The 14,006-nt window shown below is 67.6% G+C and carries 16 protein-coding genes and 1 tRNA gene; 7 read left to right on the top strand and 10 right to left on the bottom strand.

All coding sequences use genetic code 11. The features are described 5' to 3' along the window. Positions 1 to 68: 68 nt before the first annotated feature. Positions 69 to 145, top strand: a tRNA-Lys gene (locus PSV00_RS11160). A gap of 297 nt (positions 146 to 442) precedes the next feature. Then, positions 443 to 1,000 carry a hypothetical protein gene (locus PSV00_RS11155; protein ID WP_300447130.1) on the top strand — a complete coding sequence of 186 codons (558 nt, stop codon included), beginning with the start codon at positions 443 to 445 and terminating at the stop codon, positions 998 to 1,000. Here PSV00_RS11155 and tgt read toward each other — a convergent pair. Genes tgt through queA form a run of 3 tightly spaced genes read right to left on the bottom strand, consistent with a single transcriptional unit; the run spans position 997 to position 3,667 of the window. After that, positions 997 to 2,112, bottom strand: a complete 1,116-nt coding sequence (tgt, locus tag PSV00_RS11150) for a tRNA guanosine(34) transglycosylase Tgt (protein ID WP_300447325.1) — start codon at positions 2,110 to 2,112, stop codon at positions 997 to 999. The two genes, PSV00_RS11155 and tgt, sit on opposite strands and share 4 nt — an antisense overlap. Further along, on the bottom strand, positions 2,109 to 2,579 hold the full coding sequence (locus PSV00_RS11145; protein ID WP_300447128.1) for a hypothetical protein: 471 nt from the start codon (positions 2,577 to 2,579) through the stop codon (positions 2,109 to 2,111). Before PSV00_RS11145 ends, tgt begins: the two co-directional genes overlap by 4 nt. Next, entirely contained in the window at positions 2,576 to 3,667 is a 1,092-nt protein-coding gene (gene queA / locus PSV00_RS11140; RefSeq protein WP_300447126.1) for a tRNA preQ1(34) S-adenosylmethionine ribosyltransferase-isomerase QueA, read from the bottom strand. The genes PSV00_RS11145 and queA overlap by 4 nt, the downstream gene beginning before the upstream one ends. Before the next feature lie 119 nt (positions 3,668 to 3,786). On the opposite strand from queA, the gene PSV00_RS11135 reads away from it, so the two are divergent. The 3 genes from PSV00_RS11135 to PSV00_RS11125 all read left to right on the top strand — a co-directional run bounded on the left by PSV00_RS11135 (position 3,787) and on the right by PSV00_RS11125 (position 7,517). Then, positions 3,787 to 5,217 (top strand): response regulator, encoded by a 1,431-nt coding sequence (locus PSV00_RS11135; RefSeq protein WP_300447124.1) that lies wholly within the window; start codon positions 3,787 to 3,789, stop codon positions 5,215 to 5,217. A gap of 56 nt (positions 5,218 to 5,273) precedes the next feature. Further along, a complete protein-coding gene (locus tag PSV00_RS11130; RefSeq protein WP_300447323.1) occupies positions 5,274 to 6,944 on the top strand; it encodes a lysine--tRNA ligase in 1,671 nt (556 codons plus the stop codon). Between the two features lie 105 nt (positions 6,945 to 7,049). Then, positions 7,050 to 7,517, top strand: a complete 468-nt coding sequence (locus PSV00_RS11125; protein WP_300447122.1) for an SH3 domain-containing protein — start codon at positions 7,050 to 7,052, stop codon at positions 7,515 to 7,517. Positions 7,518 to 7,776: 259 nt separating this feature from the next. Here PSV00_RS11125 and PSV00_RS11120 read toward each other — a convergent pair whose 3' ends face one another. From PSV00_RS11120 to PSV00_RS11090, 7 genes are all read right to left on the bottom strand, one after another. Beyond that, complete coding sequence (locus PSV00_RS11120; RefSeq protein ID WP_300447121.1) at positions 7,777 to 8,412, bottom strand: helix-turn-helix transcriptional regulator; 636 nt, start codon at positions 8,410 to 8,412, stop codon at positions 7,777 to 7,779. A gap of 68 nt (positions 8,413 to 8,480) precedes the next feature. Further along, positions 8,481 to 8,909, bottom strand: coding sequence for a hypothetical protein (locus PSV00_RS11115; protein ID WP_300447119.1), 429 nt, complete (start codon positions 8,907 to 8,909; stop codon positions 8,481 to 8,483). A gap of 89 nt (positions 8,910 to 8,998) precedes the next feature. Further along, positions 8,999 to 9,361 (bottom strand): hypothetical protein, encoded by a 363-nt coding sequence (locus PSV00_RS11110; RefSeq protein WP_300447117.1) that lies wholly within the window; start codon positions 9,359 to 9,361, stop codon positions 8,999 to 9,001. Between the two features lie 39 nt (positions 9,362 to 9,400). Beyond that, positions 9,401 to 9,793 (bottom strand): hypothetical protein, encoded by a 393-nt coding sequence (locus tag PSV00_RS11105; RefSeq protein WP_300447115.1) that lies wholly within the window; start codon positions 9,791 to 9,793, stop codon positions 9,401 to 9,403. 63 nt (positions 9,794 to 9,856) lie between these two features. Beyond that, on the bottom strand, positions 9,857 to 10,258 hold the full coding sequence (locus tag PSV00_RS11100) for a PaaI family thioesterase (RefSeq protein WP_300447106.1): 402 nt from the start codon (positions 10,256 to 10,258) through the stop codon (positions 9,857 to 9,859). Beyond that, positions 10,255 to 10,728, bottom strand: coding sequence for a PaaI family thioesterase (locus PSV00_RS11095; RefSeq protein WP_300447105.1), 474 nt, complete (start codon positions 10,726 to 10,728; stop codon positions 10,255 to 10,257). The genes PSV00_RS11100 and PSV00_RS11095 overlap by 4 nt, the downstream gene beginning before the upstream one ends. Positions 10,729 to 10,828: 100 nt before the next feature. Next, positions 10,829 to 12,451 (bottom strand): response regulator, encoded by a 1,623-nt coding sequence (locus PSV00_RS11090; protein WP_300447104.1) that lies wholly within the window; start codon positions 12,449 to 12,451, stop codon positions 10,829 to 10,831. Between the two features lie 206 nt (positions 12,452 to 12,657). On the opposite strand from PSV00_RS11090, the gene queC reads away from it, so the two are divergent. Then, positions 12,658 to 13,374 (top strand): 7-cyano-7-deazaguanine synthase QueC, encoded by a 717-nt coding sequence (queC, locus tag PSV00_RS11085; protein ID WP_300447103.1) that lies wholly within the window; start codon positions 12,658 to 12,660, stop codon positions 13,372 to 13,374. Next, complete coding sequence (gene queE, locus PSV00_RS11080; RefSeq protein ID WP_300447102.1) at positions 13,371 to 14,006, top strand: 7-carboxy-7-deazaguanine synthase; 636 nt, start codon at positions 13,371 to 13,373, stop codon at positions 14,004 to 14,006. Before queC ends, queE begins: the two co-directional genes overlap by 4 nt.

Here is a 14,006-nt window from a genome sequence, read left to right as displayed (position 1 = left end):
TCTTGACCCGACCGCGCGGATGCAACAAAAGCCGCCGTCTGGTGGTTCGCAAAGCGCGAATCCAGTGTGCGCCCCTAGCTCAGTTGGTTAGAGCATCTGACTTTTAATCAGAGGGTCCCCGGTTCGAGCCCGGGGGGGCGTACCATCCCCTCTTTATATTCGCGTCGCCGGTCTGGCCGCCCCGCCTCAGGGGTTGGCCTTGCGGGCATCGCATTTCTTGCAGACCAGGCTTCCGGGCCTGCTGCGGCTGTATCTGTATTCGTGCTTGCAGCGCAGGCGTTGAAGCAGGGCTTTCAGCATGGTGTCACACCGTGGGCTCAGCGCACCCGGCATGCGGGTAGCGGGAATCGTGTTCCTCCAAGACAAGCATGACGTCTGCGGCTTGCGCAACATCCCGGTGAACGGCCTTCCGATCGCCATCTGGCCGTGCTGTAAGACAAGAATGCGTACGCCAGTTTTCATCATCACCCTGTCCTGTTTCGCCGTCGCGGGCTGCAACGCCGGGCATTCGGCCATGGATGGCGCTGAACAGTTCGGCGCGGGCTTCGGCCAGGCGGCCACGGCCCCGATGGACATTCTCAACCTGCGTCCCGAGGTCATTCCGACGGTGCTGCTGCAGGCCCAGGCCAATCCCTACGACATGCGCAACATGGGCCGCTGCGCGACCATCGGGGCGGAAGTCGTTCGGCTGGATGACGCGCTCGGGCCGGATATGGATGAGCCGCCTCCCGCGGACGGTCGCTATATGAGCGAACGGGCTGCGGATGCGACAGCCCAGGCGGCCCTGGGTGTCGTGCGCGACACCACGACCGACTTCATCCCGGGCAGCAACTGGATCCGGCGTCTCAGCGGCGCGGCCCGGCATGAGCGCGACGTCCAGGCGGCGCTTCAGGCCGGGCGGATGCGCCGGGCCTTCCTCAAGGGGATGGGTATGCAGCGCAACTGTGCCCCGCCGGCGGCCCCCAGCTGGTTCGAGCCCGCGCGGACCGCGCGCCGCTAGTTCGAGGTGTGGCGGGCGTGGAAGTCGCGCCGGAAGGTCTCGAACCGGCCGTGGGCGATGGCCTCGCGCATCGCCGCCGTCAGCGTCTGGTAGAAGGCGATATTGTGCCAGCTGATCAGGATCTTGCCCAGAATCTCGTCGGTCCGCACCAGATGGTGCAGATAGGCCTTTGAATAGGCGCTGGAGGCCGGGCAGGCGCTGTCCGGGTCCAGCGGGTCCTGGTCCTCGGCGAAGCGCGCCCCCTTGAGGTTCAGCGGCCCGTCCCAGGTCCAGGCCTGGCCGTGACGTCCGGCCCGGGTCGGCAGGACGCAGTCGAACATGTCGACCCCGCGCCAGACCGCCTCGACCAGATCGACGGGCTTGCCGACGCCCATCAGATAACGGGGCCGGTCGGCGGGCAGCATTTCGGGCGCATAGTCCAGCACCTCGCACATGGCCTGGTGGCCCTCGCCGACGGCCAGCCCGCCGAGCGCATAGCCGTCGAAACCGATTTCCTGCAGCCGCTCGGACGATTCCCGGCGCAGGTTTTCGAAGGTCGAGCCCTGCTGGATGCCGAACAGGGCCTGGGTCTCGCGGGTGCCGAAGGCGGCCTTGGACCGCGCGCCCCAGCGCACCGAAAGTTCCATCGCGGCACGGGCGGCCGGTTCCTCTGCCGGCCAGGCCACGCACTGGTCCAGCTGCATCGAGATGTCGGCCCCGATACAGTCGGCCTGGATCTGGATCGACCGTTCCGGCGTCAGCACGTGTTTGGAGCCGTCGATATGGCTGGAGAAGGTCACCGCCTCCTCCTTCACCTTGGAGATGCCCGCCAGCGACATGACCTGGAACCCGCCGCTGTCGGTCAGGATGGGTTTGGTCCAGCCCATGAATTTGTGCAGCCCACCCAGTCGCTGCATCCGCTCCGCCCCGGGGCGCAGCATCAGGTGATAGGTGTTGCCCAGCAGGATGTCGGCCCCGGTCTGGGCCACCTGGTCGACGGTCATGGCCTTGACGGTGGCAGCGGTGCCGACCGGCATGAAGGCCGGGGTGCGGACGTCGCCGCGCGCGGTCTTCAGCACCCCGGTGCGGGCGCGGCCTTCGGTAGCGGTGATGTCGAAGGGAAAGGGCATCAGTGGATCAACGTCTCAAGGCGGGCAGCCCGCTCCAGGTCCTTGGGCCGGCCGAACAGGCGGCAGGTGGCGATCTGCTCGGACACGGCGGGAATGAACACGGTCGCGCCGTCCACGTCGACGGGGACGCGGGTCTGGAAGGTGACGGCGGTCCAGTCACCGCCGTCGCGCACATCCATGTTCGCCATCACATCCACCGGCACTGGGGTCGTCAGAATCTGGCCGAAGACCTGCGAGCGGAACCGGCCTTCGCCGGGATCCTCTGACAGATGACCGTGCAGGCCCTTGACCAGGGCGCGGGCGTCGCGCGGGCTGGCCAGGATATCGACGTCGGGAATATGCAGGTCTTCCAGACCGGCCAGGGCCATCGCGGTGCCGCCAAACACCCACCACGGATCCTGCAGGCAGGCGGCAGCCGAGACGACGATATCCAGGGTGGCGAGCAGCGGCCCGGGCAGGTGGTCGGTCATCCTATGCTCCGGAACAACAGGCTGCCGTCGCCATAGGAGTAGAAGCGATAGCCGTCGGCCACGGCATGGGCATAGGCGGCCCGCATCGTGTCCAGCCCGGCGAAGGCGCTGACCAGCATGAACAGGGTCGATTTCGGCAGGTGGAAATTGGTCATCAACACGTCGGCGGCGCGGAAGTCGTAGCCGGGGGTGATGAAGATGGCCGTGTCGCCATGGAAGGGGTGGATGACCCGGTCCGGGGTCGCGGCGCTTTCCAGCAGGCGCAGGCTGGTGGTGCCGACGCAGACGATCCGCCCCCCGGCGGCGCGGGTGGCGTTCAGGGCCGCGGCGGTTTCGGCGGACACCTCGCCCCATTCAGAATGCATCTTGTGGTCGGCGGTGTCGTCGGCCTTGACCGGCAGGAAGGTGCCGGCCCCGACGTGCAGGGTCACGGCGTGGGTCGAGACGCCCTTTGCCCGGATCGCTTCCATCAAGGCCGGGGTGAAATGCAGGCCGGCGGTCGGGGCGGCGACCGAGCCGTCCCATTTGGCGAACAGGGTCTGGTAGTCGCTGAGGTCGCGATCATCCTCGGGCCGTTTGGCCGCGATATAGGGGGGCAGGGGCATGACCCCGACGTCACGGATCGCCTCGTCCAGCATCGGCCCGGCGAGATCGAAGCGCAGGGTGATCAGACCGTCCTCGTCCTTGTGCGCGACGGTGGCGTCGAGGCGGCCCAGATCGCAGGCCGCATCCTGCAGGCGGCCGAACCGGATCCGGTCGCCCGCCTTCAGCCGCTTGCCGGGTTTCATAAAGGCCGACCAGACGTTCGGGGCGTCGCGGTGGTGCAGGGTGGCCTCGACGGCCACCGTCAGGGTCTCGCCCCCGGCCCCGATGCGTTGGCGCACGCCCGACAGCCGGGCCGGGATCACCCGTGTATCATTGAACACCAGGGCGTCGCCGGGGCGCAGGAAGTCCGGCAGGTCGCGAATGATCCGGTCCTCGAGGACACCGTCGCGCACCACCAGCAGGCGCGCGGAATCGCGCGGCTCGGCCGGGCGCAGGGCGATGTGATCGTCCGGCAGGTCAAAGTCGAAATCGGCGGTCTTCATAAGGCGGGGGTTAGGCACATGCGGCCGCAGCCGGGTCAAGCTGGACGATTCTGAAATGCCCTGCGCGCGTCGTGACCCGGTTAAATCCCGGTTCAGGGATAGCCCGCTAGGATTGCCGGATGTCCGCTTCTCCGGTGCCCCTTATCGCCCAGACCTGGGACCGCCTGCGGCGGCCCGTGTGGCTGTATGATCCCCAAACCTCGCGCGGGGTCTATGCCAATCCCGCGGCGCTGGTCCTGTGGGGGGCGGAGACGCTGGACGAGCTACTGGCCCGGGACTTTTCCGTGCTGTCGCCGGCGGTCAAGGTGCGCACCGACCGGCTGGTGGCCCTGACGGCTGACGGCGGTGAGGTCAGCGAGCGCTGGACCTTCTATCCGAACGGACAGCCGTTTACCGTCCAGGCTTCGATTTCCGCCTTCTCCATGGACGATGGCCGCGAGGTCCTGCTGTTCGAGGCCTCACCGACCGAGGTTGACGCGGGTGAGCGCCGCGCGGTCGAGGCCCTGCGTCATACCTCGGCGATCATCACCCTGTTTGATCGTGACGGCGGGCGGCTGTTCGCCAATCCGGCGGTCTTTGCGAGCTACGGGTCCGATGACGTCGCGTTCGCGGCGCGTTTCGCCGATCCGACCGAGGGCGAGGCAATGTTCACCGCCGCCGTCGCGGGCCAGAGTATGGCGGGCATCTATCCGGTCGTGGCCAGCGACGGGCACCGCTGGCACCATATGGACGCCCGACCGGTGATCGATCCGGTCACCGGGGCCGCAGGGGTGCTGCTGAACGAGCAGAATGTCACCGCGCGGGTCGAGGCCGAGATGGCCCGTAGCGCGGCCGAGCAGAAGGCGGCCATGTCTGACGCCCGACAGCGTTTCCTGACCGATATGTCGCACGAATTGCGGACCCCGTTGAATGCCGTGATCGGCTTCTCCGGCCTGCTGGTCGAGGCGGGGCTGGCGGCCAGCCGGACCGATCAGGCCCGCCGCATTCACGAGGCCGGTCAGGATCTGCTGACGGTGGTCAACCGCATGATTGCCCGGCCGGATGCCGAGGCGACAGAGCCTGGGGGGCGGCCGGAGGAGTCACCCGCGACCGAAACCAACGCCGTGTCCGCGATGGAGCCGGAGACGGAGTCCCCCGCCCTTCGCGTACTGTACGTCGATGACAATGCGAGCAATCGCACCCTGGTCCGGGCCATGCTGGCCACCCAGGGCATCGCCTGCGAGACCGCCGATGACGGGGCCCGGGGCGTGGACGCGGCGGCGGCGAGCGACTGGGACCTGATCCTGATGGATATCCAGATGCCGGTGATGGACGGGGTTGAGGCGGCGCGGCGGATCCGGGCCCTCGACGGGCAGGTCGCGGCCACGCCGATCATCGCCCTGACCGCCAACACCCTGGACGAACAGATCCGCGGCTATTTCGACGCCGGGATGGATGACCTGATCGCCAAGCCGGTCGACATGATCGAACTGCTGACCAAGGTCACCCAGTGGGGCGGCAGCGGCTGGCGTGAGACGGTCGGTGCAGGGGCCATGACTGGCGCGGACTGAGCCTCTGCCGGCTGGAGGCGTTGACCCGCTCCCCCATCCGCGCCAAACCCACGCTTATGCTGCAGAACCTCGAAACCCTCGCCCGTGAGGCCAAGTCCTGGCCGTTTGAACAGGCCCGCAACCTGCTGGCCCATGTGCTGAAGAAGCGGCTGTCGGACGCCGAACGCGATCTGGCCGCGACCCTGATCGGCCACGGCAAGGCCGATGAGGCGCTGGCGACGTTCGAGGCTCTGCGCCGTCCGGTGATCCTCGAGACCGGCTATGGCCCCTCGGGCCTGCCGCATATGGGGACCTTCGGCGAGGTGGCGCGCACGACCATGGTGCGCAACGCCTTCCGTGCCCTGACCGGCGACCACTGGCCGACGCGGCTGATCGCCTTCAGCGATGACATGGATGGTCTGCGCAAGGTGCCCGAGGGTGTGCCCCATCCCGAAATTCTGACCGAGGATCTGCACAAGCCGCTGACCGTGGTGCGGGATCCGTTCGGGACGCATGACAGCTTCGGGGCCCACAACAACGCCCGGCTGCGCGCCTTCCTCGACGGCTTCGGCTTTGAGTATGAGTTCTTTTCTTCGACCGAATGCTACCGCTCGGGCCGGTTCGACCAGACCCTGCTGACGGTGCTGGCGCGGTTCGATGCGGTCCAGGCCATCATGCTGCCGACCCTGGGCGAGGAGCGGCGCGCGACCTATTCGCCCTTCCTGCCGGTCAGTCCGATCACCGGCCATGTGCTGCAGGTGCCGACCCTCGATCGGAATCTCGAGCGGGGCACCATCACCTTTGACGACCCCGCCGGTGGCCGCACAGAGGTGCCCGTCACCGCCGGTCATGTGAAACTGCAGTGGAAGCCCGACTGGGCCATGCGCTGGACCGCTCTGGACATCGACTACGAGATGTCGGGCAAGGATCTGATCGAGAGCGTGCGCGAAAGCTCCAAGGTGTGCCGCGCCATCGGCGGGGTCCCGCCCGAGGGCTTCAACTATGAATTGTTCCTCGACGTCGAAGGCAAGAAGATCTCCAAGTCCAAGGGCAATGGCCTGACCATGGACGAATGGCTGCGCTACGGCACGCCGGAGAGCCTGAGCTGGTACATGTTCCAGTCGCCGAAATCGGCCAAGAGCCTGCATTTCAACGTGATCCCGCGGGCCATCGACGACTATCTGGCGGCGATCGAGGCCTGGAAGACCCAGGAGCCGGCCAAGCAGATCGACAACGCCGTCTGGTCGATCCATTCGGGCACGCCACCGACCCACACCTCGCCGGTGTCGTTCGGGCTGCTGCTCAATCTGGTCGGGGTCGCCAATGCCTCGTCCAGGGACCAGCTCTGGGCCTATTTCGCCAACTACCTGCCCGAGGCCACGCCGCAGTCCGAGCCGCTGCTGGACCGGTTGATGGGCCATGCGCTGAACTACTACGAGGATCTCGTGAAGCCGGCGAAATCCTATCGGCGGCCCAACGACCAGGAAAAGGCGGCGCTGACGGACCTGGCGGCGCGGCTGAAGGCCCTGCCGGCCGACACCACTGACGGCGAACTGATCCAGGCCGAGGTCTATGCCGTGGGCAAGGACCACGCCTTCGAACCGCTGCGCGGCTGGTTCGGGGCGCTGTACGAAGTGCTGCTGGGCGCAAGCCAGGGGCCGCGCTTCGGCTCGTTCGCCGCCATCTACGGCCTGCCCCAGACCATCGCCCTGATCGAGGCCGGGGCGGCGGGTGAACTGGCGGCCTGAGCCATTCACGAAGATGAACTGAAAACAACGACTCCCGGGACGGGAGCCTTTGTCCGGGACGGCGCATTACTTCGGCATCGATCTCTTTCGATGATTGGAGTGCCCATGTCGAACCTGACCAAATTCACGATGACCGCCGCCGCCGTGGCGGCCCTCATCGCCGCCGCTCCCATGGCCGCCCAGGCCCAGTCGAACGGTATCACCAGCTGCGACGCCCCCGGCGGCCGCCAGCAGGCCGGAGCCCTGATCGGGGCCGTCATCGGCGGTTTCGCCGGTAATGCCGTGGCCAAGAACGAGCGTACCCTCGGCACCGTCGTCGGGGCCGGGGCCGGGGCTGCCGCAGGCTCCTATATCGGCTGCAACCAGCAACGCGCCCGCGTCGCCGGCGAGGCCAGCGGCGGCGACTATCGCGCCACGTCCAACCTGCGCATCCGCTCGGGTCCGGGCACCCAGTACCGCCAGCGCGGCAGCCTCTCGGCCGGCCAGCCCTTCACCGCCATCGGCTCGCAGGGCGAATGGGTCCAGATCGCCGGCGGCGGCTGGGTCAGCGCCCACTATGTGGCTCCGAACTAGGTCTACCCGCTGAACACCGAGAGGGGCCGCTCCGCAGGGGGCGGCCTCTTCTTTGTGGGCGCTAGCGCTCGCAACGCGGTCGCTCGCTGCTTGAGCACTTTTTTGAGCGCTAACGCTCGCCATGCGGCGGCTCGCTGCTTGAGCGCGCGGCGAAGCCGCCAGACCGCGTCGGGTCGACAGGGCGGAGCCCTGTGACCGCGGCCCACTAAAAAACACCGCGTCGGGTCGACAGGGCGGAGCCCTGTGACCGCGGCCGAACCTACTGACTGACCCAGAGGATGCGCCCCATCCAGACGATGTCGCGGCGGGGCAGGGCGCGGGGTGGGTAGGCGGGGTTGATCGAGTCCAGCGTGATGCTGGCGGCGCTGATCCCCGTCAGCACCTTGGCCAGGGTCTCGCCGCCGGTGGTGCGGACCACGACCCGGTCGCCCTTGCGCACGTCGCCGGCCTCGCGGTCGACGATGATGCGGTCGCCCTCGCGATACAGGGGCACCATCGAATCGCCGGTGATACGCAGCCCCAGCAGGCTGTCACGCGATTGCGGCAGCTCGGTCTGGTCCCAGCCGTCGCCGGTCGGCAGTCCGGCGTCGTCAAAGAAGCCGTCCTGACCCGCCTGGGCCAGCCCCAGAAGCGGTACGGTGGTTCGGGCAGGTGCGGCATCCCCGGCCAGGGCGGCAAAGGCCCCCAGCGACAGGCCGGTGACCCCGAGAATCCGGGTCAGGCTTTCGGTCGATGGCCAGCGCGGCCGCGGCGGGTCTCCGGGACCGAACCGTTTCGAGGGGTTGAAGGCGGTCGCGTCCAGTCCGGCCCGGCGTGCCAGGGCCGAGGCACTCAGCCCCTCGCGGCGCGCGAGGCTGTCGATCGCCGACCAGATCTGGGAATGGGACAGGGACATGGCAGGCGACCCGACGGCCCGGTAGGCGGACCGGGTCGAGTCTAGCGCCGGATTCTAGGAATATCCACCTATTCCAGGCCGGCGGCCCGGCGGTCCTGCCAGGCCCAGAAGGTGCCGACGGCGAGGCTGGCGATGACGCCGAGCCCTGACAGATTGATCGCCGCATAAAAGGCCGCGATCGGGGGGCGCATGTCCGTCATGTTCATGATGTGCCCCGTCACAGCCAGCAGCTGGAAGGCGCAGGCCCAGACCGGCCACGCCCGCCGCGATTTCCAGGTCAGCGCTACCAGAACGGTGAGCATGGTCAGGTCGAGATAGAAGATGCCCCACTGGACATTGTAGAGATCGCCGTCGCCCTGAATCAGGAGCGAGGCAAACCAGGCGATGGAAAAGAGTCCGCCGGCGATCCGTTCAGGCTCATCGCCCTTCAGCAGGGCGAAGGCGCAACCGGCGATCATAAACACCGCGCCGATTTGACCGAAAATTGTCTCAGGCATCAAATCGCCCCCATGCCAATGGACATGGGGGCGACAATGCATCGAATCGATACAGACCGGAATGGCCGGTCGATAACATTACGTCGAATTCAGACCGCGCGAAGATGCGTCGGGGCCGGGGCAACATTGTTGGTCGCCGGCGGTGCAGGCTGGGTTTCCGGCGGCTTGTCGAGAATGCCGAAGGCATAGGTGCCCCAGCCCATACGGCGATGATCCTTCTGGAGCTCGGCGTGGCAGGCGACGATGGCCTCACGGGCGGCGCTGAGCGCGGCGATGGTTTCCATGGCCTTGGCCTGGGAAGCGGCAGCGGTAACCGGGGACAACGACAGTTCGGTACGGGCACCGATCATCGACTGGACGAGCGTCGCGGCCTGGACGATGGCGGAGTCCAGGGCGGCCTCGGTCGCATGAAGTTCGCCGGCAACGCTGGCGATGACTTGATCTCTATTCACGAAAAGCCCCTCACAATGAAATTACTGGTAAACAGTTTCTTAACATACTCGCGGTTGCCTTGGTAGGATTTTGTTAGGATTTGGGCCGCCGGCCGTATCCGCCAGGGACAGGACATTCCCGCCGACGGGCGGGCGGTCGTCCGGCTTGTCGACCGGGCCGAAGGCCAGGGCCTGCAGGCCCAGTCGCCGGGCCAGGGCGGCAAGGGTGACGTGGGTGCGGATCAGATGGGCGCGAGCCTCGGTCAGGGCGGTCAGTGCGGCCGCCGTTCCGTCGAACGCTCCCTGGCCGGTGACGGCCGCCAGCCCGGCTTCGACCCGGGCGCGCGGCAACAGGACCGCCAGGCCGGCGGTTTCGGACAGGGCGGTGTCGATGGCGGCTTCAGACTTGTGGAGCTGATGGCTCAGGGTCTCGCCGATGGACTGCCGGGACATGGTGTTTTCTCCGTTGGCGTGTGCCAGCGAAGGAAAACAATCTTAACGCGCCACGTCTACCACCTAGAGGTTGTCTTCCTCATCGAGGAGGAAGTGGGCGGTCAGGCTGGCGATCGGCTGGGACTCGTCTCCCTGCCAGGCCTCGGCCAGGACGTGGGCGACGCGGCGTCCGGCCTTGTTGATCCGGGCCCGGGCGTGGACGTCGAACGGGCGGCCGGACCGCAGATAGGCGACGGTGACATTGATGGGGCGCGGCAGGCGCAGGCGGGGGTAGCTCAGCGCTACCTGGGCGACGGCGGTCATTTCCAGCAGGGCGGCGGTGGATCCGCCGTGCAGCGCCGGCAGCATCGGGTTGCCGACCAGCCGTTCGGCGAACGGCATGACCACAACCAGATCATCGCCGCTCAACCGGCTCTGCAGGCCGAGGAAGCGGGCATAGGGGAGGGTATCCAGCAGGTCGGTCATGCCGTCCCCTTCGGGGTCCGGAGATTGGCCCCGACCGGGCGTCCGCCCGTGGATTCGATCACATAGGCCGCCTGGGAGGCGGCGACCGGACTGTCGGGACTGTCCTCGAACGCCCAGGCCCTGACAAAGGCGATCGACCGGGTCAGCTGAAAGCAGCGGGCCTCGGCGATCAGGTCCCGCCCGGCCTCGGCCGCACGCATATAGTCGACCCTGAGGTCAAGGGTGGCGATGGGTTTGAAGCCGCCGAGCGCGACCCAGACTGCCAGCCCGCCGACGTGATCGAGCAGGGTGGTGACCAGGCCGCCGGCGAGGACGCCGGTCTCGGGATCACCCACCAGGTCGGCACGATAGGGGGCGCGGATACGGACGCGATCGCCGTCCAGCCCCTCGAAGGCGAAACCGAGCGCATGGGTGTGGGCAGCTCCTCCGGCCAGCTGGGGCAGGAGGTCGGTGATGAAGGGGTCCGTCATGGGTATCTTGTGCAGCCGGGCGGCGTCTGCCCGGGTCCTGAATAAGTGTCACGCCCCGTGCCGTCGAGCCGCTTGTCCGTCCGCAGCGATGGCGGGACGGTCAGGCCACCGAGCGGTCCGCGGCCAGGACATCGTCGGTGGCACCGGTTTCCGCATTCAGCGCGCCATTGATCGCCCGACGCAGGCGTTCGGGCTTGATCGGCTTCTCGACCACGTCGCACATGCCGATCGACAGATAGGTCTTGGCATCGTCCGGGTCGGCATTGGCGGTCAGGGCGACGATCGGAATGTCCGCAGCGGGGCCGGTCAGGGCGCGGATGGCGCAGGTGGCCTGGACGCCGTCCATCCGGGGCATCTTGATGTCCATCAGGACCAGGTCGAACGCGCGTTCCTGAACGGCCTGCAAGGCCTCGAGCCCGTCCTCGACGGTTTCGGAGGTGCAGCCGAACATCTCGCACAGGGCCTGGGCCACCACGCGGTTGGTGGCATTGTCGTCGACGATCAGGATGTGCGGCGTCCGTTCGAAGGCGAAATTCGACAGCCCGGTGACATTGCTGTCGGTTCCGGTCTCGATCTCGGTGCGCTGAACGTCCAGCTGGAAGGCGAAGGTCGCGCCGCGGCCGGCGTTGTTTTCGGCCGTGAGGCTGCCACCCATCGCACTGACGATACGGTTGCTGATGGTCAGGCCGAGACCTGCACCGTTCAACCCGGATCCATGGACGAAGGGTTCGAACAGGGAGTCGACAAGGGTGGGGTCTATCCCCGGGCCGTCGTCGCGGACCCGCGCCTCCAGCCGGACGCGATCGCCCTGGGCGATGGCCTTCAGACTGGTCTCGACAACGCCGTTGCGCGTGAATTTGAGAGCATTGCTGATCAGGTTGTCCAGCACCTGTCTCAGGCGGGGCGCATCGATCAGGGCCCCGAGTTCGGTGTCACCCTCATAGCTGGCCATCAGGGTGATGTGGTCTTCAGCGGCGCGCGGGGCCCAGTCGTCCTGGATTCCATCCATCAGGGCGCGGAGCGGCGTGGGCTCCAGGCTCAGCTCCAGCTCGCCGGCTTCGGCGCGCGCGACGTCGACCGCGTCCTGCAGGACCTGCAGCAGGGTGTCGGAGGATTCGACGATGGTGGTGACGTGGGACCGCGCCGCCAACGGCAGGGGCAGTCGTCGCAGCAGTTCGGCCACGGCGAGGACGCCGTTCATCGGCGTGCGCAGCTCCCGGTTCAATACGGACATGAATTGGCTGAGGGTCCTGGCCGAGGCCAGACCCTGGACAGTCGAATCCTTGAGGGTGCGCACCTCTTCCGTCAGGGTGCCGATCTGCGCGCGCTGCCGGCCGTTGTTGGCCTGGAGCAGGGACACCGCCGTGCCCACGCCCTGGTAGATCCCGTCCCGGGTGACGATGAAGCTGCGCATCAGCGCGGCGGGCCCGCCGGTCAGCAGGGTTGCGGAGAAGGTATCGATGCGCACCCCCGCCTCGACCACGGCCGGTTCGGTGTCCATCGCCGCGGTGACAGGGCGATCAGCATATTGGGCATGACCCAGAGGTGCGGCGAATTTCAGCAGGAAGGCGTCGCGTTCGACCAGGCCGATGGGTCGGCCGTCCTTGACCACAGCGATGCCCAGGGTGTCGGGCTCCTGCTGAAAGCGCGCAAAAATCACGCTTCCCGGTGTGTCCGGGCTCACCGGTTCGGTGTGCCGGGTCAGGGTTTCGATCGTCGGCATACGCGCCGTTACTCCAATGCAACCTAGAGACCGTAGCTGCGAACCATTTTCGGAACGGTTAACTGCGGACGGAAACCGGTTTCCCGATTGGCGGCACGATCCCGGCCTTTTGCACCCGGCGACCGGCTGGTGTAGAAGGCCGCCCGATCTTCACAGTCCCATCCCTTTTTGCATGCGCGCGGCCGACGGCCGACCGCAGGGTCGTCATGAGCGAATTCCACGCCAATACCGCCGCTTCCGCCCTCGTCCTGTTCTCGGGCGGGCAGGACAGCGCTACCTGCCTGGCCTGGGCGCTGGAGCGCTATAAGCGCGTCGAGACCGTCGGTTTCGACTATGGCCAGCGCCATGCGGTCGAGATGCAGGCCCGTCTGGTGGTGCGCGAGTCGATGTCCCGGGCCCTGCCGCAGTGGGCCGGGCGGATGGGACCGGACCATGTGGTCGACCTGACCGGCTACGGTCGGATCGCCGAGAGCGCCCTGACCACAGACCGGGCCATCGAGATGGACGCGCGCGGCCTGCCGACCACCTTCGTCCCCGGGCGCAATCTGGTGTTCCTGACCTGTGCCGCGGCCCTGGCCGACCGGCGCGGGCTGGCGGTGCTGGTCGGCGGCATGTGCGAGACGGATTTCTCGGGCTATCCCGACTGCCGCCGCGCCACCATCGACGCCATGGCCACGGCCCTGAGTCTCGGTCTGGACCGGCCGGTGGTGATCGAGACCCCGCTGATGGCCCTGACCAAGGCCGAGACCTGGGCCCTGGCCGCGCGCATCGGCGGCCAACCGCTGGTCGACCTGATCCTTGAGGACAGCCACAGCTGCTATCTGGGCGACCGCACGCAGCGCCATCCGTGGGGTTATGGCTGTGGCACCTGCCCGGCCTGCGAGCTGCGCGCCGCCGGCTATCAGCAGTGGGTCGCCGGATGACCTATGCGGTGAAGGAGACCTTCCTGACGGTGCAGGGCGAGGGCGGCCAGGCCGGGCGTCCGGCCGTCTTCCTGCGTTTCGCCGGCTGCAACCTTTGGAGCGGTCTGGAACGCGACCGGGCCAGCGCCGTCTGCAGCTTCTGCGACACCGAATTCGTCGGCACCGACGGGGACGGCGGCGGCAAATTCCGCACGGCCGAGGCCATGGCCGACCATGTCGCCTCCTTCTGGCGGGGACGCGAGGGCGATCCGAAACTGGTGGTCTGCACCGGGGGCGAGCCGCTGCTGCAGCTGGACGCGGCCCTGATCGACGCCCTGCACGCACGTGGTTTCGACATCGCGGTCGAGACCAACGGCACCCTGGAGGCCCCGGCCGGGATCGACTGGGTCTGCGTCAGCCCCAAGGCCGAGGCCCCGGTGGTCCAGACCACGGGCCAGGAGCTGAAACTGGTCTTCCCCCAGCCCACGGCCATGCCCGACCGGTTCGAACATCTGGCGTTCGAACGCTTCTGGCTGCAGCCGATGGACGGTCCCGACCAGGCCGCCAATACCACCGCCGCCCTCGACTACTGCCTGACCCACCCCCAATGGCGCCTCAGCGTCCAGACCCACAAATACATTGGCGTCCGCTAG

This window comes from Brevundimonas sp. (assembly GCF_029945885.1).
GTDB lineage: Bacteria > Pseudomonadota > Alphaproteobacteria > Caulobacterales > Caulobacteraceae > Brevundimonas.
Note: the sequence above shows the minus strand (reverse complement) of the source record. Positions and strands in the feature narration are given on the sequence as shown.

What these genes read in the sequence shown, in the direction of transcription:
- PSV00_RS11125 (WP_300447122.1), top strand. Translation starts at nt 7,050, where the DNA reads ATGTCGAACCTGACCAAATTCACGATGACCGCCGCCGCCGTGGCGGCC.
- PSV00_RS11120 (WP_300447121.1), bottom strand. Translation starts at nt 8,412, where the DNA reads ATGTCCCTGTCCCATTCCCAGATCTGGTCGGCGATCGACAGCCTCGCG.
- PSV00_RS11105 (WP_300447115.1), bottom strand. Translation starts at nt 9,793, where the DNA reads ATGTCCCGGCAGTCCATCGGCGAGACCCTGAGCCATCAGCTCCACAAG.
- PSV00_RS11155 (WP_300447130.1), top strand. Translation starts at nt 443, where the DNA reads ATGCGTACGCCAGTTTTCATCATCACCCTGTCCTGTTTCGCCGTCGCG.
- PSV00_RS11115 (WP_300447119.1), bottom strand. Translation starts at nt 8,909, where the DNA reads ATGCCTGAGACAATTTTCGGTCAAATCGGCGCGGTGTTTATGATCGCC.
- PSV00_RS11090 (WP_300447104.1), bottom strand. Translation starts at nt 12,451, where the DNA reads ATGCCGACGATCGAAACCCTGACCCGGCACACCGAACCGGTGAGCCCG.
- PSV00_RS11130 (WP_300447323.1), top strand. Translation starts at nt 5,274, where the DNA reads ATGCTGCAGAACCTCGAAACCCTCGCCCGTGAGGCCAAGTCCTGGCCG.
- queA (WP_300447126.1), bottom strand. Translation starts at nt 3,667, where the DNA reads ATGAAGACCGCCGATTTCGACTTTGACCTGCCGGACGATCACATCGCC.
- PSV00_RS11145 (WP_300447128.1), bottom strand. Translation starts at nt 2,579, where the DNA reads ATGACCGACCACCTGCCCGGGCCGCTGCTCGCCACCCTGGATATCGTC.
- PSV00_RS11135 (WP_300447124.1), top strand. Translation starts at nt 3,787, where the DNA reads ATGTCCGCTTCTCCGGTGCCCCTTATCGCCCAGACCTGGGACCGCCTG.
- queE (WP_300447102.1), top strand. Translation starts at nt 13,371, where the DNA reads ATGACCTATGCGGTGAAGGAGACCTTCCTGACGGTGCAGGGCGAGGGC.
- PSV00_RS11095 (WP_300447105.1), bottom strand. Translation starts at nt 10,728, where the DNA reads ATGACGGACCCCTTCATCACCGACCTCCTGCCCCAGCTGGCCGGAGGA.
- queC (WP_300447103.1), top strand. Translation starts at nt 12,658, where the DNA reads ATGAGCGAATTCCACGCCAATACCGCCGCTTCCGCCCTCGTCCTGTTC.
- PSV00_RS11100 (WP_300447106.1), bottom strand. Translation starts at nt 10,258, where the DNA reads ATGACCGACCTGCTGGATACCCTCCCCTATGCCCGCTTCCTCGGCCTG.